Origin of the sequence: Inhella inkyongensis, assembly GCF_005952805.1 — a bacterium.
Classification (GTDB): Bacteria; Pseudomonadota; Gammaproteobacteria; order Burkholderiales; family Burkholderiaceae_C; genus Inhella; species Inhella inkyongensis.
On sequence record NZ_CP040709.1, the window covers coordinates 2,311,642 to 2,332,354 of the forward strand.

Consider the following 20,713-nt stretch of genomic DNA (forward strand, 5'->3'; position numbering starts at 1 on the left):
TCCTAGATGTCGGTGCGGAACTGCGAAGCCGCGCGGGCCAGCGAAGCGGCGCGGTCGTTCAGGCCGGCGGCCGTGGCCGCGGTCTGCTCCACCATGGCGGCGTTCTCCTGCACCGTGCGATCCACTTCGCGGATGGCAGCGCCCAGTTCTCGGATCTGCTGCGCCTGCTCGCTGCTGTGCAGATTGATGTCCGCCATCAGCTCGGTGATGCGCCCGATGGCCGTGACCATCTCGGTCATGGTGTTGCCCGCCTCGTTGACATGCGCGCCGCCGCTGGTGACGTTGTCAATCGAGTCCTGAATGAGACCCTTGATTTCGCGCGCCGCCGCCGCACTGCGCTGCGCCAAGGCCCGCACCTCGCTGGCCACCACGGCAAAGCCTCGGCCCTGCTCGCCGGCCCGGGCGGCCTCAACCGCCGCGTTCAGCGCCAGGATATTGGTCTGGAAGGCGATGGAGTCGATCACCTGGATGATGTCGCCGATCTTGCGGCTGCTGGCGGTGATGTCGTTCATGGCCTTGACGGCCTGCTCCACCACCGCGCCGCCCCGGCCTGCCACCTGGGCGGTGCTCTGCACCAACTCGTTGGCCTCTTGGGCGCTGGCCATGTTGTCGCCGACCGCCTGCTCCAGCGACGTGGTGCTGGCGCTGGTTTCTTCCACCACGGCGGCCAAGCGCAAGCCGCGCTCTGAGAGGTCTTGATTGGCGGCGGCAATCTCGGCCACCGAGCTGCTGATCTCTTCGGAGGTGGAGCGCACCTGCAGCACCAGCAGGGTCAGACTGCCCATGGCATCGGCCAGCTGGTTGCCCGAGCGCGCCAATTCGTCGCGCCCCTCCAGCGCTGCGCTGCTGCCAAAGTCGCCCTGCCCCAATTTGGCAATGCGCCGGCCCAGGGCCGAAAAGCTGCTCTGCGCAGCGGTGTAGAAGCCCGCCAGCAAATAGGCAGCGACGGCCATGAAGGCGAAGGCCAGGCCCAGGGCCGTCCAGATCTGGCTTTGAAGTTTGGCCTCGCGCACATGCAGCAAGGCTTGCAGCAGATCGCCGCCTTGGTCGTGTAGCTCTTCGATCTCGTGCAACACGGCATTCACCGTCTTGCCCCACTCGCTGCCGTCGGCCTTGGGCGCGGCCCCCCAAGCGAACTCACTGTCGATGCGCGACACCACCTTGGCCTCCACATGCTCCAGGATCTCGGGGCGCAGCGCGCTCAGGGCCTCGGGGTTGGCCTGCTTGGCCTGGGCGTAGACGGCGCCGGCGCGCTCCAGATACTCATCCAACAGGGCATCAGCGTTGTGCAGCGCCATGAACATCTCGGGGTCATCGGCAATCTTGCCGTCGGCCAGGAAGCGGCCCACGCTGCGCACCCGTGCGAGCGCATCCATCAGGCGCGGCACCTCGCTGGTGTAGGCCAGCATCAGCGCATAGGTGTCCACATCGGGGTCCAGCGCCAGATTGGAGTTGTTGGCGATGTACTCGATGAAGCCGCGCACCGCTGCCACCATCGCATCGGCCTGCTCAAAAGCCTCCAGTGCGTTCTTGGGCGTGCCCGCGCGCACAGCGGCCCACTTCTGGCGCAGTTTGGTGAACTCGGGCGCCAGGGCCAGCGGGTCGCCGCTGTCCTTCAAATAGGTTTCAAAGCCGACAAGTTCTTTCTCGGCCTCGGCCACATAGCCGTCGCGCCGGGCCGCTGCGCCATCCTGCCCGGCCACCGAGCCAGCAAAGGCACCGCGCCAGCCCATCACCGGCACGTAGGCACCGTCAAAGGCCTTGATGGCCGCAATGCCCTTGACCTCGCGCTCGGTGAACTCGTACACCCCGTGCCGGTCGCTCACCACCGTGTAGAGCAGGTAGAACAAGGGCACCAGGGCCGCCAGGCAGACGATGGCGAACTTTTGCGCCAGCGGCAGGGCCCGCATCAGGGCGACGGAGGGGCGCAGGAAGGTTTTCAGCATCGTGGGTCTCGGCTGTTTGTTGGATGGGCTCCCCGGGCCCATTCAATCAAAAAAAAGTCCCCGCCGCCGCCGCCAATTCCCTGGGGTTTTCCAGCCCTACCAACCCTGCTCTGGAAGTGGGTATTGCAGCCGCAGCCGCAGCTCGCGCTTCATGCGCGCATTGCCGATGCGGCGCGACTCGCCCAGAAAGCTCAGCTGCATGGGGGTGAGCAGCTGCTGCGCATCGGCCCGGGAGACGCGCAGCGCGCGCGGCAGGCCCAGGCGGTCGGCCGCCAGGTCGAAGTGCTCGCCCATGCGGCGCTCGCTGTCGTCCACCACGTTGTAGGCGCGCAGCGGGCCGGCCAGGAAGAGCGCACGCCAGCAGGCCCGGGCCAGGTCATCGGCATGGATGTGGTTGGTGAACACATCGTCCTCGGGCCGCAGCAGCGGCCGCCCGGCCAGCAGGCGTTCGCGCGGATGGCCCTCGCGGTCGGCGGCATAGATGCCGGGTGCGCGCAGGATGGCCAAGGCCACGGCGTGGCTGCGGGCCCAGTCGCGCAACCGGTCTTCGGCATCCACCCGGCGGCGGGCGCGCTCGGTGGCGGCGCGGCGCGGCGCGGTCTCGTCAATGCGCGCGCCCTGGCAGTCGCCATAGACCCCGGTGGTCGAGACATAGACGAATCGACGTGGCGCGTGGCCGCGCCCCAACGCAGCCAGCAGGTGACGGGTGCGGCTGTCCTGGCCCCCGGCTCCCGGCGGCGGCGCCAGGTGCAGCACCGCATCAAAGGCGCCGGCCAGGCGTGCCAGGCTGGCTGGTTGGTCCAGATCGCCGCGCAGCAGGCGCACGCCGCTGCCGCGCCAGGCGGCCAGTTTGTCGGGGTCGCGCGCCAGCACCGTCACCGCAACGCCCAAGGGCAGCAGGCCCAAAAAGCGCTGCCCCACATCACCACACCCCACCACCAAGAGCCGCATACCGTCTTCCTATGACAATGCGCGCCAGTCTAGTTTCAGCCCCTGCTCCCCATGTCCCTGACCGTCACCGTTCAGCCCGCCGGCCGCACCCTGGAAGTGCCGCGCGACGCCACCATCCTGGCCGCCGCCATCGAGCAAGGCATTCCCCTGCCCTATGGCTGCAAGGACGGCGCCTGTGGCAGCTGCAAATGCAAGCTCATCGAAGGCCGCGTCATCCACGGGGTGCACCAGAGCAAGGCCCTGAGCGCCGAGGAGGAAGCTGCCGGCTTCATCCTGACCTGCTGCGCCACGCCGCAGACCGACTGCACGCTGGAGGCGCGCAATGTGCCGGCCGAGGGCCTGCACCCGGTGCTGAAGATGCCGGTGCGCGTGGCCAGCGTGGCCAAGCCCGCCGCCGATGTGCTGCTGCTCACCCTGCAACTGCCGGCCAACCAGAGCTTTCAGTACCACGCCGGCCAGTACCTCGAGTTCATCCTGCGCGATGGCAGCCGCCGCGCCTACTCCATGGCCAATGCCCCCGGCAGCCTGGAGAACCAGGCCCAGCTGCACATTCGCCACATGCCAGGCGGCAAGTTCACCGACCATGCCTTCAGCGCCCTGAAGGAGCGCGACATCCTGCGCGCCGAAGGACCGTTTGGCAGCTTCTTCCTGCGCCGCGAGAGCAACAAGCCCATGGTCTTCCTGGCCAGTGGCACCGGCTTTGCACCCATCAAGGCCTTGCTGGAGCAGCTCGAAGCCGAGGGCAACACGCGCGCGGTCAGCCTGTATTGGGGCGGGCGCCGCCCAGCCGATCTGTATCTGCACGACTGGGTGGTGGCCGCCGCCAACCGCCTGCCCTGGCTGCGCTACGTGCCCGTGTGCTCAGACGCCCTGCCCGAGGACGGCTGGAGCGGCCGCACCGGCTTTGTGCACCAGGCCGTGTTGCAGGACCAGGCGGACTTGAGCGGCCATGAGGTCTACGCCTGCGGCGCGCCCATCGTCGTCGAGTCGGCCAAGCGCGACTACGCGGCAGCCGGCTTGCCCGATGAGGCCTTCTACGCCGATTCCTTCACCTCTGAGGCTGATAAGCACGGCTGATCGATGTTCAAGCCCCCGTTTGTCGACGGCGACCAGGCCGACACCGCGCTCTGCGGCCAAGGCTATGCCGTGCTCTCGCCCCAAGGCTGCGAGCAGTGGCTGGGTGCACCGCTGGCCGAGCTGCTGGCCTTGCAGCCCTTCTGGAATGACCTGCCCCCCGATGCCTATCTGCGCGACGGCGGGCGTTACCGCTCACGCCGCCACGGCAGCTTTGTGGTGACCGGTGATCGCGTGGACGAGGTGCCGCACCGCGCGCACTGGCAGCCGCTGGACTACAACGCCTTGCACGGGGGCATCGAGCGCTGGTTCGAGCCCCTGGACCCGGCGCTGCCCCCGCGGCCGGTGTGGCAAGCCCTTCTGCGCCGACTGGCCCGCAGTGCCGATGCTTTGCGAGGCGCCCAGCCCTGGTTCACCGAGGCCCACTGCTTTCGCATCGACACCGAGGGCGGCATCGGCCGCCCCACGCCCGAAGGCGCGCACCGCGACGGCGTGGACCTGGTGGCCGTGCTCCTGATGCAACGCCAGCACCTCAAGGGCGGCGAAACCCGCGTCTTCGAGGCCGCCGGGCCGGCCGGCCAGCGCTTCACCCTCACCGAACCCGGCAGCCTCTTGCTGCTGGATGATCCGCGTGTGATCCACGAAGCCACCCCCATCCAACCGGAAGGGGCGGAGCGTGGCGTTCGCGATACCCTCGTCATCACCCTTCGTTCGGGCGGCTTCCAAGATCCCTGAAGCTCGCCTGAGCACCCTCCCGGCCGCCGCGCCACAAGTGCGACCGGCCCTGTCATCCCCCCCTGAGAAAGCCCTACCCCATGCCTTCCTTTTTCGGCCTGCCCCACCAAGCCCCGCACGAGCGCGTGCTGATCGCCGCCGACGCCGCCAGCGGCTTGCGCACCATGATTGCGGTGCACAGCACCGCCCGTGGCCCTGCCTTCGGCGGCTGCCGCCTGTGGGCCTACGAAAACGATCTGGCCGCGCACCACGACGCGCTGCGCCTCTCGCAGGGCATGAGCATGAAGAACGCCCTGGCCGGCCTGCCCTTTGGCGGCGGCAAGGCCGTGATCGTCAAGCCCAAGGGCGACTTTGACCGCGCCGCCCTCTTTGCCGCCTTTGCGCGCGCCGTGGACAGCCTGCAAGGCGCCTACATCACCGCCGAGGACGTGGGCACCACCACCGCCGACATGCGCGGCGTGCAGGCCCTGACGCAATACGTCTCGGGCATTCCGCGCGAAGGCGCCTTCGGCGGCGACCCCAGCCCCAAGACCGCCTGGGGCGTGTTCGTCTCCATCCAGGCCGGCGCCAAGATGGTGCTGGGCCGCAGTGATCTGCAAGGCCTGAAGGTCGCCATCCAGGGCCTGGGCGCCGTGGGCTGGCATCTGGCCGAGTTCCTGCACAAGGCCGGCGCCCAGCTCATCGTGGCCGACATCGACCCCGCCAAGACCGCCAAGGCCCAAGCCCAGTTCGGCGCCACCGTGGTGGGCGTGGAGCAGATCCTGGCCGTGCCCTGCGACGTCTTGGCGCCCTGCGCGCTGGGGGCCTCGCTCAACGCCACCAGCATCCCCGCACTGCAAACCAAGCTGATCTGTGGCGCCGCCAACAACCAACTGGCCCTGCCCGCCGACGGTGACGCGCTGGCCAAGCAGGGCATCACCTACCTGCCCGACTACCTGGTCAATGCGGGCGGCATCATTTCGGTGGCGCGGGAGTACCGCAATGAAGGCGAAGAAGGCGCGGTGATGGCCGAGGTCAGCCGCATTGCAGAACGCGTGGATGAGCTGCTGGCCCGCATCAAGACCAGCGGCCGCACCCCGGCCGCCGAGGCCGATGCCTGGGCGCAGAGCCTGCTCGTGAAGCCGGCCTGAGCTCGCGGAACGACAAATGAAAACGGGGCCCGCAGGCCCCGTTTTCATGCTCGGCTTGAGGCTTACTCGCCAAGGTAAGCCGCGCGCACCTTGGGGTCGGCCAGCAGCTCCTTGCCGGGGCCGGTCATGGTGACGAGGCCGCTCTCCATCACATAGCCGCGGCTGGCGATCTGCAGCGCGCGGCTGGCGTTTTGCTCCACCAGCAGCACCGTCACTCCTTGGCCGTGGATCTCGTTCACGACCTCGAAGATCTTGTCCACCATGATGGGCGACAGGCCCATGCTGGGCTCGTCCAGCAGCAAGAGCTTGGGCCGCGCCATCAGCGCGCGACCCATGGCCAGCATCTGCTGCTCGCCCCCGCTCATGGTGCCGGCCAGCTGATCCCGGCGCTCTTTGAGACGCGGGAAGAAGGTGAACACGCGCTCCATGTCGGACTCGATGCCCGCCTTGTCGCTCCTCGTGTAGGCGCCCATCTGCAGGTTCTCGACGATGGTCATGCGGGTGAAGGTGCCGCGCCCTTCGGGCACCATCACCAGGCCTTGTTTGGCCAGGTCCCAGGCGCCTTGGCCACGGATGCTGCGGCCCAGGTATTTGATGTCGCCATCGGCCACCGGTTGCAGCCCGGTGACGGCCTTGAGCGTGGTGCTCTTGCCCGCGCCGTTGGCGCCAATCAGGCTGACCAGTTCGCCCTCGCGCACCTCAAAGCCCACGCCCTTGACGGCCTGGATGCCGCCGTAGGCGACCTTGAGGTTCTCGACTTGCAGCAAGATGTCTTTCATTTCGATCCTTTCATTTCGGCTCCGGCCGCGGAGGTGCTCGACCTATCAAGCGGCCGCCGTGGAACCGGCTTGGCCGGGCCACTGGCGGCGCCCCCTTGAGGGGGAGGCGGCGCAGCCGCTTCGGGGGTGGGTCAATGTCCTGCGCCGAGGTAGGCCTCGATGACTTTTGCGTTGCTTTGCACCTCGGCCGGGGTGCCTTCGGCGATCTGTTTGCCGTAGTCCAGCACGGTGACGCGGTCGCATAGGCCCATCACGAGCTTGACGTCGTGCTCGATCAAGAGAATCGTGCGGCCGTCCTTGCGGATGCGGTCGATGAGCTCGCGCAGCACCACCTTCTCGGTGGCGTTCATGCCGGCAGCGGGTTCGTCCAGCGCGATCAGCTGCGGGTCGGTGGCCAGGGCCCGCGCAATCTCCAGCCGGCGTTGGTCGCCGTAAGAGAGGGTGCGGGCGCGGAAGTCGGCGTACTTGCCGATGCCCACGTAGTCCAGCAACTCGCGGGCGCGCGCCTCGATGGCCTGCTCTTCGGCCTTGAAGGCGGGGGTGCGCAGGATGGCGCCCAAGAGGCCCGAGTGCGTGCGCACGTGCCGCCCCACCATGACGTTCTCGGCGGCGGTCATTTCGGGGAAGAGGCGGATGTTTTGGAAGGTGCGTGCAATGCCGGCCTTGGCCACCAGGTGCACGGCCGCGGGCTTGTAGGCGCTGCCGCCGAGCTCGAAGTGGCCGCCATCGGGCACATACAGGCCCGTGATGACGTTGAAGAAGGTGGTCTTGCCCGCGCCGTTGGGGCCGATCAGGCCGTAGACCTGGCCGCGCTCGATGGTGATGCCCACCTCCGAGAGGGCCTGCACGCCGCCGAAGCGTTTGCTGGCGCCCTGGACTTTGAGAACGATGTTTTGACTCATGGGCTGATCCTCAGGCTTGGGGCTTCGGCGCGGGCTTGCCGTGCTCGGGGGCGGGCCACAGGCCGCGCGGGCGCATCAGCATGATGACGATCATGGCCAGGGCCACGAGCATCTGGCGCAGGATGGCGGCGTCGATGCGCCCATCGGTCAGGCTTTGGATGTCACCGGCCACATAGCGCAGCACCTCGGGCAGGGCCGCCAGCAGCAGCGCGCCCAGGATGACGCCGGGCAAGTGCCCCATGCCGCCCAGCACCACCATGGCCACGATGAGCACCGACTCCTGCAGGCTGAAGGACTCCGGACTCACAAAGCCCTGGAAGCCGGCAAACATGGCCCCGGCCACACCGCCAAAGGTGGCACCCATGCCGAAGGCCAAGAGCTTCAAGTTGCGGGTGTTGATGCCCATGGCCTTGGCGGCGATCTCGTCCTCGCGGATGGCCATCCAGGCGCGGCCGATGCGCGAGTTCTCCAGCCGCCAGCAGATCAGCACCGAGACCACCACCAGCACGAGGAAGAGGTAGTAGTGCAGGGTCACGCCGGGCAGCTCGATGCCAAAGAGCTCGGTCTTTTGCGACAGCGAGGCGCCGAACACCGAGATCGAGTCGATCTGGCCGATGCCGCGCGGGCCGTTGGTGAGGTTGACCGGGTGCTCCAGGTTGTTCATGAACACGCGGATGATTTCTCCAAAGCCCAGGGTCACGATGGCCAGGTAGTCGCCGCGCAGCTTCAAGGTCGGTGCGCCCAGGAGCACACCAAACATCGCCGCCAGCCCCGCGCCCAGCGGGATCACGACCCACAGCGGCATGTGCAGGCCATTGGGGAAGGCTGCCGCGATGGCTGGGAAGTTCTCCAGCAAGTGCGGACTGGCCAGGAGCGCAAACATGTAGGCGCCCACCGCATAGAAGGCCACATAGCCCAGGTCCAGCAGACCGGCATAGCCCACCACGATGTTCAGCCCCAAGGCCAGCAGCACGTAGAGCAAGGCGGTGTCCAGAATGCGCACCGGCCCGTTGCCGAACTGCTGCGCAAAGAGCGGCAGGCCCAAGAGCAGCACGGCGCAGCCCAGGAAGGTGATGAGTTTCTTGTTCATGTGCAAGCTCCTTCAGGCTCGATCAGCAACGCGCTCGCCCAAGAGGCCGGAAGGCCGCAAGGTCAGCACCAGGATCAGCGCCACAAAGGCAAAGATGTCGGCGTAGTGGCTGCCCAGCACGCCGCCGGTCAGGTCGCCCAGATAGCCCGCGCCGATGGCCTCAATGAGCCCCAGCAAGAGCCCGCCCACCACCGCGCCGGCCAGGTTGCCAATGCCCCCCAGCACTGCGGCCGTGAAGGCTTTGAGGCCCGGCATGAAACCCATGCTGTGCTGGGCCACGCCGTAATTGGCCGCCCACATCAGGCCGGCCACGGCCGCGAGCGTGGCCCCGATCACGAAGGTGGCCGAGATCACGAAGTCGGGCTTGACGCCCATCAGCGCCGCCACCTTGGGGTTCTCGGCGGTGGCGCGCATGGCGCGGCCCAGCTTGGTCTTATTGACCAGCCACATCAGCGCGGCCAAGAGCACCGCCGTCGTGCCCAGGATCAGCACCTGGGTGACCGAGATCACCGGCCCGCCGAGGTCAAAGGGCTCGGTGGGCAGGAGCAGCGGGAAAGGCTTGGGATTGGGCTTCCAGATCACCATGGCCAGGGTCTGCAGCAGCAGGCTCATGCCCATGGCGGTGATCAAGGGGGCCAGGCGCGGCGCGTTGCGCAGCGGCCGGTAGGCGATCTTCTCGATGGAGAAATTGACCACCGAACACACGACGATGGCGCACAAGAGCGCCACGAGCATCAAGGCCCAGCCCGGCAGGCCCGAGCCGGCGAGCGCACCGATCACGGTCCAGCTGACCAGGGCCCCGATCATCAAGATCTCGCCGTGCGCGAAATTGATCAGGTTGATGATGCCGTACACCATCGTGTAGCCCAGCGCCACCAGGGCGTACATCGCCCCCAGCACCAGGCCATTGATGAGTTGTTGAACAAAGACTTCCAAGGGGCTCTCCTCGTGCACGCTTCATAGAGCGCGGCGGATTATGAGAGCCCCTCGGCCCGGGATCGGGCCTGGGATAACCCGCTGGACCCCAGCGGGTGTTTCACACTGGAATCAAGACCAGAAGGTCTTGGGATCGACGTAAGGCTTGCCCAGGTCGCGCGCCACGGCCTCGAAGGTGATCTGGCCTTCGTGCACCGTCAGGCCGTTGGCCAGATGGGCATCGGCCGCGCAGGCCGCCTTCCAACCCTTATTGGCCAGTGCCAAGGTGAAGGGCAGCGTCGCGTTGTTCAGCGCAAAGGCCGAGGTGCGCGGCACGGCGCCGGGCATATTGGCGACGCAGTAGTGAACGATGCCGTCGACCTCGTAGGTGGGTTCGGCATGCGTGGTGGCGTGCGAGGTCTCGAAGCAGCCGCCCTGGTCGATGGCGACGTCCACGATCACGGCGCCGGGCTTCATGCGGCTGAGTTGCTCGCGACGGATCAGCTTGGGGGCCGAGGCGCCGGGCACCAGCACCGCACCCACCACCAGATCGGCCGAAAGCACGGCGGCCTCGGTGTTGTCGATGTTGGCGTACTGGGTGACCAGACGGCCGCCGAAGACCTCGTCGAGCTGGCGCAGGCGCGGCAGCGAGCGGTCCAGCACCACCACCTCGGCGCCCAGGCCCATGGCCATGCGCGCGGCATGCGTGCCCACCACGCCGCCGCCGATGACCACCACCTTGGCCGGCGCCACGCCGGGCACGCCACCGAGCAACACGCCACGGCCACCATTGGCCTTTTGCAGCGCCACGGCACCCACCTGAATGGCCATGCGACCGGCCACTTCACTCATCGGCGCCAGCAGCGGCAGGGCACCGCGCGCGTCGGTGATGGTTTCGTAGGCAATGGCCGTACAGCCGCTCTTGATCAGGCCTTCTGCCTGCTCGGGGTCCGGTGCCAGGTGCAGATAGGTGAAGAGCAGTTGGCCCTTCTTGAGCATCGCGGTCTCGGTGGGCTGGGGCTCCTTGACCTTGACGATCATCTCGGCCTGGTCAAACACCGCCTTGGCGTCGGGCAGGATCTGCGCGCCGGCAGCCTGGTATTCGGCATCGGAGCAACCAATGCCCTTGCCGGCACCGGACTGCAGCAGCACGGTGTGGCCGGCGGCCGTCAGCTCACGCACGCTGGGCGGCGTCAGGCCGACACGGTACTCATGGTTCTTGATTTCGGTGGGGACGCCGATGCGCATGGTGCTGCTCCGCTAGGGGTAGAGAAAGGCGGAATGTTGGCCCTAAGCGCTTCGAATGGGCGTTCGAAAGAGGCCTGGGTAACTACCCGGTTTCTGCAAGATTCTGCGAATCTTTAAGATATCCGCAGCCGATTCACCGAAGAGAGTGCGCTTGGACACGACAAAAATTGACCGAACAGACCGTGCCATGCTGGTGCGCCTGCAGGCCGACGGGCGCCTGAGCAATGCCGAGCTGGCGGAAGCCGTGGCGCTCTCCCCTTCGGCCTGCCTGCGGCGCTTGCAGCGCCTGGAGCACAGCGGGGTGATCCGCGGCTACCGGGCCGAGCTCAGTGGCGCGGCCATCGGGCGCGAACTGACGGTGTTCATCGAGGTGACGCTCTCCAACCAGACCAATGCCGCACTGGACGCCTTCGAGCGCGCCGTGGCGGCCTGCCCCGATGTGCTGGAGTGCCATCTGATGAGCGGCGACTTCGATTACCTGCTGCGCGTCGCGGTGCCCGACATGGCGGGCTATGAAGCGGTACACCGGCACAAGATTTCGGCCTTTCCGCATGTGGCGCGGGTGCGCACGGCCTTTGCGATGCGCGCGGTGATTCCGCTGCGGGGCTACCCACTATGACCCCCCAAGAAATCGACGCCCTGCACGCCGCGATGGACGGCGGCGGCCCGCCCTGCCCCGTGCCGGACCTGGACTTACCTGCCGCCTATGCCTGTGCGCAGGCTTTGCATCAGCGCCGCCTGGCAGCAGGCTGGCAGCCAGCGGGCCGCAAGATCGGCCATACGCGGCAGGAGCTGTGGCCGGCGCTGGGCCTACAGGCGCCGAGTTGGGGCTGGCTCTACGCCGAACGCATGGGGCCGCTGTGGCAGCCCGAGCTCACCCCAACCCGTGAGCCCAAGGTAGAGCTGGAACTGGTGCTGCACCTAGGAACCACACCGCCGCCCGATGCGGACCTGAAGGCACTGCGGGCCTGCGTGGACCAGATCGCGCTGGGGCTGGAGTGGGTGGACCGCCCTTACACCGCGTGGAGCTTTCCGGTGCCGGCCTCGATTGCGGCCGGTGGAGTGCATCAGGGGCTCAGCCTGGGACCGCCACTGCCCCCCGATGCGGTGAATTGGGACACCCTGGAAGCACGCCTGCAAGTCGACGCCGCGGTGAGCGAGGGTGGCAGTGCCCTGGTGCTTGGCAGCCCGCTGCGCGCACTGGAGCGACTGCACAAACTGCTTCAGGAGCAGGGGCAGACTGGATTGCAAGCCGGCGAGTGGATCACCACCGGCGCCCTGGCCCCCGCCCTGCCGGTGCGTGCGGGTCAGCGCCTGGACGCGCAAATCAGCGGTCTGCCGCTTCTGACGATCTACCTATAGCCGACTCCTGATTGGCGGCGCGCAGACGCTCCAGCTTTTCAGCGATACGGCCCTCCAGCCCGCGCGGACTGGGTGAATAAAACTGGCGGCCAACCAAGGCCTCAGGCAGATAGGTCTGCCCGGCTGCAAAGGCCTCGGGCTCGTCGTGCGCGTAGCGATACTCGGCGCCGGCACCCAGCTCCTTCATCAATCGCGTGGGCGCATTGCGCAGATGCCAAGGCACGGGCAACGCGCCATCGGCCGCCACCTGAGCGCGTGCGGCCTTGAGCGCCAGATAGGCCGCATTGCTCTTGGGCGCCACAGCCAGATAGAGCGCGGCCTCGGCCAGGGCCAGCTCGCCCTCGGGGGAGCCGAGGCGCTCAAAGGTCTCACTGGCGGCCACGGCGAGCTGCAGGGCACGCGGATCGGCCAGGCCGATGTCCTCGGCAGCGATGGCCAGCATGCGCCGGCTCAGGGTCTTGCCGTCGGCGCCCCCATCCAGCATGCGCACCAGCCAATAGATGGCGGCATCGGGGTCGGAGCCGCGCACCGACTTGTGAAAGGCCGAGAGCTGGTCGTAGAAGTTGTCGCCGCCCTTGTCAAAGCGGCGCTGGCGCTCGCCCAGCACTTCGCGCACGCGCTCCGGCGTGATGGAGTCCGCTGCCAGGGCGACGGCTTCCACACCATTGAGCAAACGCCGGGCGTCGCCGTCGGCCCAAGCCAGTAAGGTCTGGGCAGAAGGGCCATCGATGGTGGCCCCCATCGCCTGCGCGCCGCGCGCCACGAGGCTCAGCTGCTCGTCCTCGGTCAGGGCCTGCAACACATGCACCCGCGCCCGCGAGAGCAAGGCCGCATTGACTTCGAAGGAGGGGTTCTCGGTGGTGGCGCCGATGAAGACAAAGAGGCCCGACTCAACATGGGGCAGGAAGGCATCCTGCTGCGCCTTGTTGAAGCGATGCACCTCATCGACAAACACCAGGGCCTGGCCGCTCAACCGCGCCTGCTCGACCGCATCGCGGATGTCTTTCACCCCACCCAGCACGGCACTGATCGAGATGAAAGGCAGGCCGCTGGAACGCGCCAGCAAGCGCGCCAGGGTGGTCTTGCCCACACCCGGTGGCCCCCACAGGATCATGGAATGCAGCTGCTGGCGCTCGGCGGCCACCCGCAGCACCTTGCCCGGGCCCAACAAATGCTGCTGGCCCACCACCTCTTCCAGGCTTTGTGGCCGCAGTCGTTCGGGCAGCGGTACGCGCGGGGCCGTCGCGAACAGATCAGCCGTCAGATCAGCCGACATTCGGGTGCGTTCACTGGCCTTCGATCACGTCCATGCCGGGCTGCGGCGCAAAGCGCAGCCGCTCGGGCTCGATCTTGGCGTTGGCCTCAAAGCCCTGGAACACCATGCGCGAGCGCTGTCCCAGACCATCGACGATTTCCAGTTGCGCCAACTCGCGCCCCCGCAGCGCAATGCGCAGGCTCTGGATGCCGGCATCCGTCTGCTTGGGGCGCGCGGCCACCCAGGCCAGATCGCCGCTCTGACCATCGTCCTTGAGCTCAAAGGCCTCGCCCAGCGAGGCGCCGGCCAGCAAGGCCACCGGGGTGCTGCTGAACACCTGATCGAGTGCGCGGCTGCTGGCCTGGTTCAGATCGGGGTCGATCATCCAGACCTTCTTGCCATCACCGATCAGGATCTGGCTTTGCGGTGCGGCGTAATCAAAGCGGAAGCGATTGGGGCGTTGAAACTCAAACTGGCCGCGCGTCTGACGCTGCTTCTTGCCGTCGGGCGAGCTCACGGTCTGCGTGAATTGCACGCGCGCACTTTGGATCTCGCGCTGAAAGCGCAGCAGCTGATCGAGGCCAGCGGCCTGCAGGGAGCCGGCCAGGAAGACCGACAAGGCAGCGGCCAGAAAACAGGATATGGACTTCATTCTTCGTTTCGACGCGGCACGATGATGTCGCGATTGCCATTGGTGGCCATGCTCGAGACCAGACCGGACTTTTCCATCTGCTCCAGCAAGCGGGCGGCGCGGTTGTAGCCAATGCGCAGATGGCGCTGGACCAACGAAATAGAGGCCCGCTTGTGCTCCAGCACCACCGCCACCGCTTGGTCGTACATGGGGTCTGACTCGCCATCGGCGCTGCCGCCGCCGGCTGGCGCATCGCCGCCTTCGCCCTCCAACACCCCGCCCTCCAGAATGCCCTCGATGTAGTTGGGCTCGCCGCCCTGTTCCTTGAGGTACTGAACCACGCGATGCACCTCGTCGTCGCTGACAAAGGCGCCGTGCACGCGCACCGGCAGGCCCGTGCCGCTGGCCATGTAGAGCATGTCGCCCATGCCCAGCAGGGCCTCGGCACCCATCTGGTCCAAGATGGTGCGACTGTCGATCTTGCTGCTGACCTGGAAGGACAGGCGAGTCGGGATGTTGGCCTTGATGAGGCCCGTGATCACGTCCACAGATGGACGCTGGGTGGCCAGGATCAGGTGGATGCCGGCAGCCCGCGCCTTCTGCGCCAGGCGGGCGATCAGCTCTTCGATCTTCTTGCCCACCACCATCATCAGGTCGGCCAACTCATCGATGACCACCACGATGTGCGGCAGGCGCTCGAGCGGCTCAGGCGCTTCGGGCGTCAGGCTGAAGGGGTTGGGAATGCTCTGTTCCTTGGCGCTGGCCTCGGCAATCTTCTTGTTGTAGCCCGCCAGATTGCGCACGCCCAGCTTGCTCATCAGCTTGTAGCGGCGCTCCATCTCGCCCACGCACCAGTTCAGCGCGTTGCCGGCCTGCTTCATGTCGGTGACCACCGGACACAGCAGGTGCGGGATGCCCTCGTAGACGCTCATTTCCAGCATCTTGGGGTCGATCATGATCAGGCGCACATCGCGCGCCTCGGCCTTGTAGAGCAGGCTCAGGATCATGGCGTTGATGCCCACCGACTTGCCAGAACCCGTCGTGCCGGCCACCAAGCAGTGCGGCATCTTGGCCAGATCGGCCACCACCGGCGCGCCGACGATGTCCTTGCCCAAGGCCATGGTGAGAAGCGAAGCCGCGTCGTGATAGACCTGCGAGCCGAGGATTTCACACAGGCGAATGGTCTGGCGACGCGCGTTCGGCAATTCGAGCGCCATGTAGTTCTTGCCCGGAATGGTCTCAACCACGCGGATCGAGGTCAGGCTCAAAGATCGCGCCAGATCCTTGGCGAGGTTCACCACCTGCGAGCCCTTGACCCCGGTGGCCGGCTCGATCTCGTAGCGCGTGATCACCGGGCCGGGGAAGGCCGCGACCACATGCACTTCGACGCCGAAGTCGCGCAGCTTCTTCTCGATCATGCGGCTGGTCATTTCCAGCGATTCGGGCGTCACCGTCTCCACGCGCGGCGGCGCGGCGTCCAACAGATCGACCTGAGGCAACTTGGTGTCCGCCAGCTCTTGGAACAAGGGCTGCTGGCGCTCGGCCGCCACCCGCGTTGAAGGCGGCAACTCCACAACCTCGGGCTCGATGAAGAGGGGCTCCATGCGCGGCGGGGCTTCAGCCTCGCGCTGCTCCACCCGGGCCACCTCGACTTCGCGCTCCACCTTGGCCTGTTCACCCAGGCGACGGTCCTCCTGCTGTTCGCGCACATTGCGGCGCCGTTCACGCAGGGCTTCTAGGCGTGCACCCAGGCGCTCAGCCACCTGCAGCCAGGAGAAATTCAAAGCCCAGCTCAGGCCCCACAGCAGCAGCGCAATGGCCAGCAGCCCGGAGCCCGCAAAGCCAAGCCACTGCATGGCCCAGGGGCCAAGGCTATAGCCCAGTACACCTCCCGCATGACCCGGCAGGCGGGACTCCAGGGCATACAGCCGGGTCCACTCCAGCACACAGGAGGCCACCAGCAGCACCGGCAGGCCCAGAACCCAGCGCCAGCCCGCGCCCGCTTCACCCTGTGCTTCGTCGCGCCACAGGGCGGCAAGCAGACTGAGCCAATGTCGCGCCAGCACCAAGACCAGCCACCAGGCCGAAAAACCCAGACCGAAAAGCAGCAGGTCCGACAACCAGGCCCCAACCACACCCAGGCGGTTCAGGGGGAGGCTGCGTTCGGTCGCAATGGAATAGGCGCTGTCTTGGGCGTCATGACTCAAGAGCGCCAAGACCAGCAAGATCCACACCAGGGCACCGAGCACCAGCCAAATCGGCGTGCGAACCCAGCGGCGTGCCGCTTGCGGCGCGGCGCGCGCCTCGGAAGAAATCCAACTCATGGGCGGATTCTCTGCGATCCGCCCAAAGCGCCCAGTCACTCGTCGATGTCGCTGGCCCCAGGCGAGTCGATGTGCTTGAGCACCACGGAGCCATCCTCCAGGGTCTCGATCTGGCCGCGTTCTTCCAGGTCCTTCATCACCCGACTGACCATCTCGCGAGAAGCCCCCACGACCTTGGCCATGTCCTGCCGAGACACACGGCCGCGCACAATCTTCAGACCGTTGTCGTCCTCGGCCATGTCCAGCAGCGTTCGGGCCACCCGCCCGTACACGTCCAGCAGTGCGAGCGATTCAATCTGCCGGTCAGCATTGCGCAGACGCGCCACCAGCCCGCGCAGGATGCCGTAAGCCATGCTGTTCGGCTCGGGCAGGCACCGCGAGAACTCCTGCCGCCCCAGCACCAGCATGTCGGTCGGTTGCTCGCAACGAACCGTGGCCGAAGGGGGCTCGCCGTCGATCAGGCTCATTTCGCCAAAGTAGTCACCCGCCTCCAGCACGGCCATGATGACCTCACGCCCGCGTTGATCGGCAGTCAGCACCCGGGCGCGGCCGTTGAGCAACAAAAAGAGCGCATTGCTGTGCGTGCCCTGCTCCACCACCACCTCGCCACGCTTGAAGCGGCGCTTGCTCACGCTGTCGGCAACCGACTGCGCCTGCTCGGGCGTGAGCATGGAAAACAGGCGGACTCGGCGGATCAGATCCAGGTTGGACAGCATGGCCATGGCAATCTCCTTGATACAGCCCGTCTATGGGCGTATGTGAGCCGACTTCTAGAATGCCTGCATTCTTCATCACCGCCGGCCCTCAGCCGCCCCGGTGCAACCCTGCCCAGCCGGGCCACCCCGCACACACACCATGAGCAAGCCCCATCACCGCCTGATCATCCTGGGCTCCGGCCCGGCCGGCTACACGGCAGCCATCTATGCCGCCCGCGCCAATTTGAAGCCCGTGCTGATCACCGGCATGGCCCAGGGTGGTCAGCTGATGACGACCACCGAGGTCGACAACTGGCCGGCCGACGTCATGGGCGTCCAGGGCCCCGAGCTGATGCAGCGCTTCCAGCAGCACGCTGAGCGCTTCAACACCGAGATCGTGTTTGACCACATCAACGCCGTCGACCTGAGCGCCCGCCCCTTCACCCTGACGGGCGACAGCGGCAGCTACACCTGCGACACCTTGATCATCGCCACCGGCGCCTCGGCAAAGTACCTGGGCCTGCCCAGCGAGGAGGCGTTCTCCGGTCGCGGCGTCAGCGCTTGCGCCACCTGCGATGGCTTCTTTTACCGCGACCGCGACGTCTGCGTGGTGGGCGGCGGCAATACCGCCGTGGAAGAGGCCCTTTACCTCTCCAACATCGCCACGACGGTTCATCTGATCCATCGCCGCGACAAGTTCCGCGCCGAGCCCATCATGATCGACAAGCTGATGGAGAAAGTTGCCGCCGGCAAGATCGTGCTGCACCTGCATCACACCTTGGACGAGGTGTTGGGCGACGCCAGCGGAGTCACCGGTGTACGCATCAAGCAAACCGAGGGCGGTGCCACTAAAGACATTGCGCTGCACGGCTGTTTCATCGCCATCGGCCACCAACCCAACACCGGTATCTTTAGCGGTCAATTGGAGATGAAGGATGGTTACCTGCTGACGAAGTCGGGCAATGAAGGCTTTGCCACCATGACCAGCGTGCCCGGCGTGTTTGCCGCCGGCGATGTGCAAGACCATGTCTATCGTCAAGCCATCACCAGTGCGGGAACGGGCTGCATGGCCGCGCTGGACGCCCAACGATTCCTGGAGCAGAGCGGCCTTTAAGCGCTGCACCCTGCAGCCAATACGCTGCTCTGGCTTTTCGGGCTATACTCGCGGGCTTTTGCGGACGTAGGCCGCTGGTTTCTTGCACGCAAGTGCCTAGGGCCAGAGCCTGATCGCAAGAAGGGTTACCGCCACCCAAGCACGCTGTGCGCATGGCGAGGTGAGGCCCTTGACGGGCTGCTCAATGGGCAGCCCACAGGGCCGTTTCAAAGTATCGGAGTGTCCTCATGGCACGCGTCTGCGAAGTCACGGGCAAGAAGCCCATGGTTGGGAACAACGTTTCCCACGCCAACAACAAAACCAAGCGCCGGTTCCTGCCGAACCTGCAATACCGTCGTTTCTGGGTCGAAAGCGAGAACCGCTGGGTGCGTCTGCGCATCAGCAACGCTGGCCTGCGCCTGATCGACAAAAAGGGCATTGACGCCGTGTTGGCCGATCTGCGTGCCCACGGTCAAGCCTAATACTTAAGGAGCGACACCATGGCTGCAAAAGGCGGACGCGAAAAGATCAAGCTGGAGTCCACTGCGGGCACCGGCCACTTCTACACCACGGCCAAGAACAAGAAGACCACGCCCCAAAAGCTGGAATTCATGAAGTTCGACCCCAAGGCTCGCAAGCACGTTCTCTACAAAGAGATCAAGCTCAAGTAAGCACGGCTGTAGAGGCCCCAACAAAAAGCCCGCTCTTCGAAGCGGGCTTTTTTTATTCACGCACCAGTTATGGTTTGAGCACGTCCTTCTCGAACCACTCATCCAGCAGGAATCGCTCGTGCTGAAGGGCCTCACCCTTCAGCTGACTGGGCAATCGCCCATCCAGATAGCTCATGTTTCTGAGCGTGCTGGCACCCTGGCGAATCACCTGGCCGCCCTGGCTCAGACGGAACTCCAAGTCAATTCGCGGCATGCTGACCTGGCGCAACACCCGCAGGCGCTCCATGTATCGCCCACCGACTGGCTCCATTTCACCAGCGAGGTTGACGTCCTTGATTTCGATACTCAGGCTCTGCCCACTGGGCAACCTTTGCGCCAGCGCTTGGATGTGCGCACGCAGGACCGCCTCGTTTCGCTCACGCTCCCGCACGGTTTCCCCGAAGTCAGAGAACTTCGCCAGATCACCAAACTGAAGCTCAACCGCAGAAAAGGCAGGCCCACCCAACAGGGCCAGCAGCCCCACCAACAACGGTGCACGAACAAATGGTCGCATCAGCTACTCCCAGAAAAAAGCGCCTGACCGCACGGCGGACAGGCGCTTCGAGTATAGGAAGGCGGGCCGTGCGGCACCACCCAAACGATGCGAACTCGCCCGGGTTGACCGGGCGAACCCGATCTCAGGCCATGGCAGGCAAACGGGTGGCGCGCAGGCGCACCGACAGCGCGCTCAGCTCAGCAATGCCAGAGGCCTCTGCGCGCTGACACCAAGCTTGGAGGTCCTTGACCAATTGCTCGGCCGAGACATTGGTACGCGTCCACATCTGGCGCAACTCTTCACGCATCGTCACCCACTGGTCGAGCACCGGGCTGGCCTGGCGCGCAGCCGCCAATTCCGCGCCCATCTGGGCCGGGATGCGGTCGGCGTCACGCGGCAGCCAGCGCTTGGCCAGCTTGAATTGCTGCCAGCGGGCGCTGTGCTTGGCACCTTCAGCCTTGATGCGAACCAGCTCGGCGCGGCAGGCTGCGCGGGTCTCGCGGGCAAATCGGGCCATCACTTCGTAGCGATTGGCAATCAGCGCCTCCAGCGTGTCGCGGTCGGCCGGCTGGACAGCGCCTTCCACCACACGCGGCGGCGTCTTGCGCGGCTTGGCAAGGCCCAATGCCTGCAGCACACGGATGTAACCCCAGCCCAGATCAAACTCGAAGCGCTTTACCGAGAACTTAGCGGAGGTGGGGAAGGTGTGGTGATTGTTGTGCAGCTCTTCGCCACCAATGATCCAGCCAATCGGCGAGATGTTGGTCGAGGCATCCGGCGCCTCGAAGTTGCGATAGCCCCAGAAGTGGCCAATGCCATTGATGATGCCGGCCGCATTGATCGGAATCCACAGCATCTGCGTGGCCCAAATGGCCGCACCCCAGCCGCCAAACAGGGCCAACTCAATCACCAGCAGCAAGGACACGCCGAGCGCGCTGTGCGGAATGTAGAGATTGCGCTCAATCCAGTCGGTCGGAGTGCCGAGCGAGTACTTGGCAATCGTCTCGGCATTCTTGGCTTCCGCGCGATAGAGCTCCGAACCGGCCAACAGCACCGTCTTCAGGCCGCGCGTCTGCGGGCTGTGCGGGTCGTCATGGGTCTCGCACTTGGCGTGGTGCTTGCGGTGGATGGCGACCCACTCGCGTGTGACCATGCCGGTCGTGAGCCACAGCCAGAAGCGGAAAAAGTGCGACACCACTGGGTGAAGATCCAGCGCGCGATGGGCCTGCGAGCGGTGCAGATAGAGGGTCACGCCCAGGATCGTCAGGTGCGTGGTCACCGCCAGCACCAGGAGCATCGTCCAGCCGCTCGCGTGGCTCAGGCCATTGCCCGCCCAGGTTGCAAAGGCGTCAAAGGCCGTCGTCCATGCATTCATGA

General features: G+C 66.2%; 21 protein-coding genes. 8 read left to right on the plus strand and 13 right to left on the minus strand.

Features of this window, described 5'->3' with window-relative positions; translation table 11 throughout:
* Positions 1–2 precede the first annotated feature (2 nt).
* Both FF090_RS19755 and FF090_RS10980 read right to left on the minus strand, forming a co-directional pair.
* The gene (locus FF090_RS19755; RefSeq protein ID WP_175423617.1) at positions 3–1,946 is read right to left on the minus strand and encodes a methyl-accepting chemotaxis protein; all 1,944 of its coding nucleotides are present in this window, start codon (positions 1,944–1,946) and stop codon (positions 3–5) included.
* A gap of 96 nt (positions 1,947–2,042) precedes the next feature.
* Complete coding sequence (locus FF090_RS10980; protein ID WP_138856767.1) at positions 2,043–2,897, minus strand: NAD-dependent epimerase/dehydratase family protein; 855 nt, start codon at positions 2,895–2,897, stop codon at positions 2,043–2,045.
* Between the two features lie 51 nt (positions 2,898–2,948).
* On the opposite strand from FF090_RS10980, the gene FF090_RS10985 reads away from it, so the two are divergent.
* From FF090_RS10985 to FF090_RS10995, 3 genes are all read left to right on the plus strand, one after another.
* Positions 2,949–3,974 (plus strand): CDP-6-deoxy-delta-3,4-glucoseen reductase, encoded by a 1,026-nt coding sequence (locus FF090_RS10985; protein ID WP_138856768.1) that lies wholly within the window; start codon positions 2,949–2,951, stop codon positions 3,972–3,974.
* A 3-nt stretch (positions 3,975–3,977) separates the two neighbouring features.
* Complete coding sequence (locus FF090_RS10990) at positions 3,978–4,706, plus strand: 2OG-Fe dioxygenase family protein (protein ID WP_138856769.1); 729 nt, start codon at positions 3,978–3,980, stop codon at positions 4,704–4,706.
* A gap of 80 nt (positions 4,707–4,786) precedes the next feature.
* Positions 4,787–5,836 (plus strand): Glu/Leu/Phe/Val dehydrogenase family protein, encoded by a 1,050-nt coding sequence (locus tag FF090_RS10995; protein ID WP_138856770.1) that lies wholly within the window; start codon positions 4,787–4,789, stop codon positions 5,834–5,836.
* A 62-nt stretch (positions 5,837–5,898) separates the two neighbouring features.
* Here FF090_RS10995 and FF090_RS11000 read toward each other — a convergent pair whose 3' ends face one another.
* The 5 genes from FF090_RS11000 to ald form a co-directional block, all read right to left on the minus strand.
* A complete protein-coding gene (locus FF090_RS11000; RefSeq protein WP_138856291.1) occupies positions 5,899–6,615 on the minus strand; it encodes an ABC transporter ATP-binding protein in 717 nt (238 codons plus the stop codon).
* A 131-nt stretch (positions 6,616–6,746) separates the two neighbouring features.
* Complete coding sequence (locus FF090_RS11005; RefSeq protein WP_138856771.1) at positions 6,747–7,517, minus strand: ABC transporter ATP-binding protein; 771 nt, start codon at positions 7,515–7,517, stop codon at positions 6,747–6,749.
* A 10-nt stretch (positions 7,518–7,527) separates the two neighbouring features.
* Entirely contained in the window at positions 7,528–8,607 is a 1,080-nt protein-coding gene (locus FF090_RS11010; protein WP_138856772.1) for a branched-chain amino acid ABC transporter permease, read from the minus strand.
* Positions 8,608–8,619: 12 nt separating this feature from the next.
* Entirely contained in the window at positions 8,620–9,543 is a 924-nt protein-coding gene (locus tag FF090_RS11015) for a branched-chain amino acid ABC transporter permease (protein WP_138856294.1), read from the minus strand.
* A 111-nt stretch (positions 9,544–9,654) separates the two neighbouring features.
* Positions 9,655–10,770: an alanine dehydrogenase gene (gene ald / locus FF090_RS11020; RefSeq protein ID WP_138856773.1), complete on the minus strand. Its 1,116-nt coding sequence runs from the start codon at positions 10,768–10,770 to the stop codon at positions 9,655–9,657.
* A gap of 151 nt (positions 10,771–10,921) precedes the next feature.
* Here ald and FF090_RS11025 point away from each other — a divergent pair, with 151 nt between their 5' ends.
* Both FF090_RS11025 and FF090_RS11030 read left to right on the plus strand, forming a co-directional pair.
* Complete coding sequence (locus FF090_RS11025; protein WP_246071387.1) at positions 10,922–11,389, plus strand: Lrp/AsnC family transcriptional regulator; 468 nt, start codon at positions 10,922–10,924, stop codon at positions 11,387–11,389.
* Positions 11,386–12,132, plus strand: a complete 747-nt coding sequence (locus FF090_RS11030; protein WP_138856774.1) for a 2-keto-4-pentenoate hydratase — start codon at positions 11,386–11,388, stop codon at positions 12,130–12,132. Before FF090_RS11025 ends, FF090_RS11030 begins: the two co-directional genes overlap by 4 nt.
* Here FF090_RS11030 and FF090_RS11035 read toward each other — a convergent pair.
* Genes FF090_RS11035 through FF090_RS11050 form a run of 4 tightly spaced genes read right to left on the minus strand, consistent with a single transcriptional unit; the run spans position 12,098 to position 17,064 of the window.
* Entirely contained in the window at positions 12,098–13,408 is a 1,311-nt protein-coding gene (locus tag FF090_RS11035) for a replication-associated recombination protein A (RefSeq protein WP_138856775.1), read from the minus strand. The two genes, FF090_RS11030 and FF090_RS11035, sit on opposite strands and share 35 nt — an antisense overlap.
* Before the next feature lie 10 nt (positions 13,409–13,418).
* Positions 13,419–14,039: an outer membrane lipoprotein periplasmic chaperone LolA gene (lolA, locus tag FF090_RS11040; protein ID WP_138856776.1), complete on the minus strand. Its 621-nt coding sequence runs from the start codon at positions 14,037–14,039 to the stop codon at positions 13,419–13,421.
* On the minus strand, positions 14,036–16,342 hold the full coding sequence (locus tag FF090_RS11045) for a DNA translocase FtsK (protein WP_138856777.1): 2,307 nt from the start codon (positions 16,340–16,342) through the stop codon (positions 14,036–14,038). The genes lolA and FF090_RS11045 overlap by 4 nt, the downstream gene beginning before the upstream one ends.
* Positions 16,343–16,377: 35 nt before the next feature.
* Positions 16,378–17,064 (minus strand): Crp/Fnr family transcriptional regulator, encoded by a 687-nt coding sequence (locus FF090_RS11050; protein ID WP_138856778.1) that lies wholly within the window; start codon positions 17,062–17,064, stop codon positions 16,378–16,380.
* A 133-nt stretch (positions 17,065–17,197) separates the two neighbouring features.
* On the opposite strand from FF090_RS11050, the gene trxB reads away from it, so the two are divergent.
* From trxB to rpmG, 3 genes are all read left to right on the plus strand, one after another.
* A complete protein-coding gene (gene trxB, locus FF090_RS11055) occupies positions 17,198–18,151 on the plus strand; it encodes a thioredoxin-disulfide reductase (RefSeq protein ID WP_138856779.1) in 954 nt (317 codons plus the stop codon).
* A gap of 227 nt (positions 18,152–18,378) precedes the next feature.
* Positions 18,379–18,612, plus strand: a complete 234-nt coding sequence (rpmB, locus tag FF090_RS11060) for a 50S ribosomal protein L28 (protein WP_138856780.1) — start codon at positions 18,379–18,381, stop codon at positions 18,610–18,612.
* 18 nt (positions 18,613–18,630) lie between these two features.
* Positions 18,631–18,801, plus strand: coding sequence for a 50S ribosomal protein L33 (gene rpmG / locus FF090_RS11065; RefSeq protein ID WP_138856781.1), 171 nt, complete (start codon positions 18,631–18,633; stop codon positions 18,799–18,801).
* Between the two features lie 67 nt (positions 18,802–18,868).
* Here rpmG and FF090_RS11070 read toward each other — a convergent pair whose 3' ends face one another.
* Both FF090_RS11070 and FF090_RS11075 read right to left on the minus strand, forming a co-directional pair.
* Positions 18,869–19,354 (minus strand): DUF3016 domain-containing protein, encoded by a 486-nt coding sequence (locus FF090_RS11070; RefSeq protein WP_138856782.1) that lies wholly within the window; start codon positions 19,352–19,354, stop codon positions 18,869–18,871.
* A gap of 124 nt (positions 19,355–19,478) precedes the next feature.
* A complete protein-coding gene (locus tag FF090_RS11075; RefSeq protein ID WP_138856783.1) occupies positions 19,479–20,711 on the minus strand; it encodes a DesA family fatty acid desaturase in 1,233 nt (410 codons plus the stop codon).
* Between the last annotated feature and the right edge of the window lie 2 nt (positions 20,712–20,713).

Excerpts from the sequence above, each read along its gene's own strand:
- FF090_RS11000 (WP_138856291.1), bottom strand. The coding sequence starts at position 6,615 with ATGAAAGACATCTTGCTGCAAGTCGAGAACCTCAAGGTCGCCTACGGC.
- rpmB (WP_138856780.1), top strand. The coding sequence starts at position 18,379 with ATGGCACGCGTCTGCGAAGTCACGGGCAAGAAGCCCATGGTTGGGAAC.
- FF090_RS11035 (WP_138856775.1), bottom strand. The coding sequence starts at position 13,408 with ATGTCGGCTGATCTGACGGCTGATCTGTTCGCGACGGCCCCGCGCGTA.
- FF090_RS11050 (WP_138856778.1), bottom strand. The coding sequence starts at position 17,064 with ATGGCCATGCTGTCCAACCTGGATCTGATCCGCCGAGTCCGCCTGTTT.
- trxB (WP_138856779.1), top strand. The coding sequence starts at position 17,198 with ATGAGCAAGCCCCATCACCGCCTGATCATCCTGGGCTCCGGCCCGGCC.
- FF090_RS11005 (WP_138856771.1), bottom strand. The coding sequence starts at position 7,517 with ATGAGTCAAAACATCGTTCTCAAAGTCCAGGGCGCCAGCAAACGCTTC.
- FF090_RS11070 (WP_138856782.1), bottom strand. The coding sequence starts at position 19,354 with ATGCGACCATTTGTTCGTGCACCGTTGTTGGTGGGGCTGCTGGCCCTG.
- FF090_RS11075 (WP_138856783.1), bottom strand. The coding sequence starts at position 20,711 with ATGAATGCATGGACGACGGCCTTTGACGCCTTTGCAACCTGGGCGGGC.
- FF090_RS10985 (WP_138856768.1), top strand. The coding sequence starts at position 2,949 with ATGTCCCTGACCGTCACCGTTCAGCCCGCCGGCCGCACCCTGGAAGTG.
- FF090_RS10995 (WP_138856770.1), top strand. The coding sequence starts at position 4,787 with ATGCCTTCCTTTTTCGGCCTGCCCCACCAAGCCCCGCACGAGCGCGTG.
- FF090_RS11030 (WP_138856774.1), top strand. The coding sequence starts at position 11,386 with ATGACCCCCCAAGAAATCGACGCCCTGCACGCCGCGATGGACGGCGGC.
- FF090_RS19755 (WP_175423617.1), bottom strand. The coding sequence starts at position 1,946 with ATGCTGAAAACCTTCCTGCGCCCCTCCGTCGCCCTGATGCGGGCCCTG.
- FF090_RS10980 (WP_138856767.1), bottom strand. The coding sequence starts at position 2,897 with ATGCGGCTCTTGGTGGTGGGGTGTGGTGATGTGGGGCAGCGCTTTTTG.
- FF090_RS11010 (WP_138856772.1), bottom strand. The coding sequence starts at position 8,607 with ATGAACAAGAAACTCATCACCTTCCTGGGCTGCGCCGTGCTGCTCTTG.
- rpmG (WP_138856781.1), top strand. The coding sequence starts at position 18,631 with ATGGCTGCAAAAGGCGGACGCGAAAAGATCAAGCTGGAGTCCACTGCG.
- FF090_RS11045 (WP_138856777.1), bottom strand. The coding sequence starts at position 16,342 with ATGAGTTGGATTTCTTCCGAGGCGCGCGCCGCGCCGCAAGCGGCACGC.
- FF090_RS10990 (WP_138856769.1), top strand. The coding sequence starts at position 3,978 with ATGTTCAAGCCCCCGTTTGTCGACGGCGACCAGGCCGACACCGCGCTC.
- ald (WP_138856773.1), bottom strand. The coding sequence starts at position 10,770 with ATGCGCATCGGCGTCCCCACCGAAATCAAGAACCATGAGTACCGTGTC.
- lolA (WP_138856776.1), bottom strand. The coding sequence starts at position 14,039 with ATGAAGTCCATATCCTGTTTTCTGGCCGCTGCCTTGTCGGTCTTCCTG.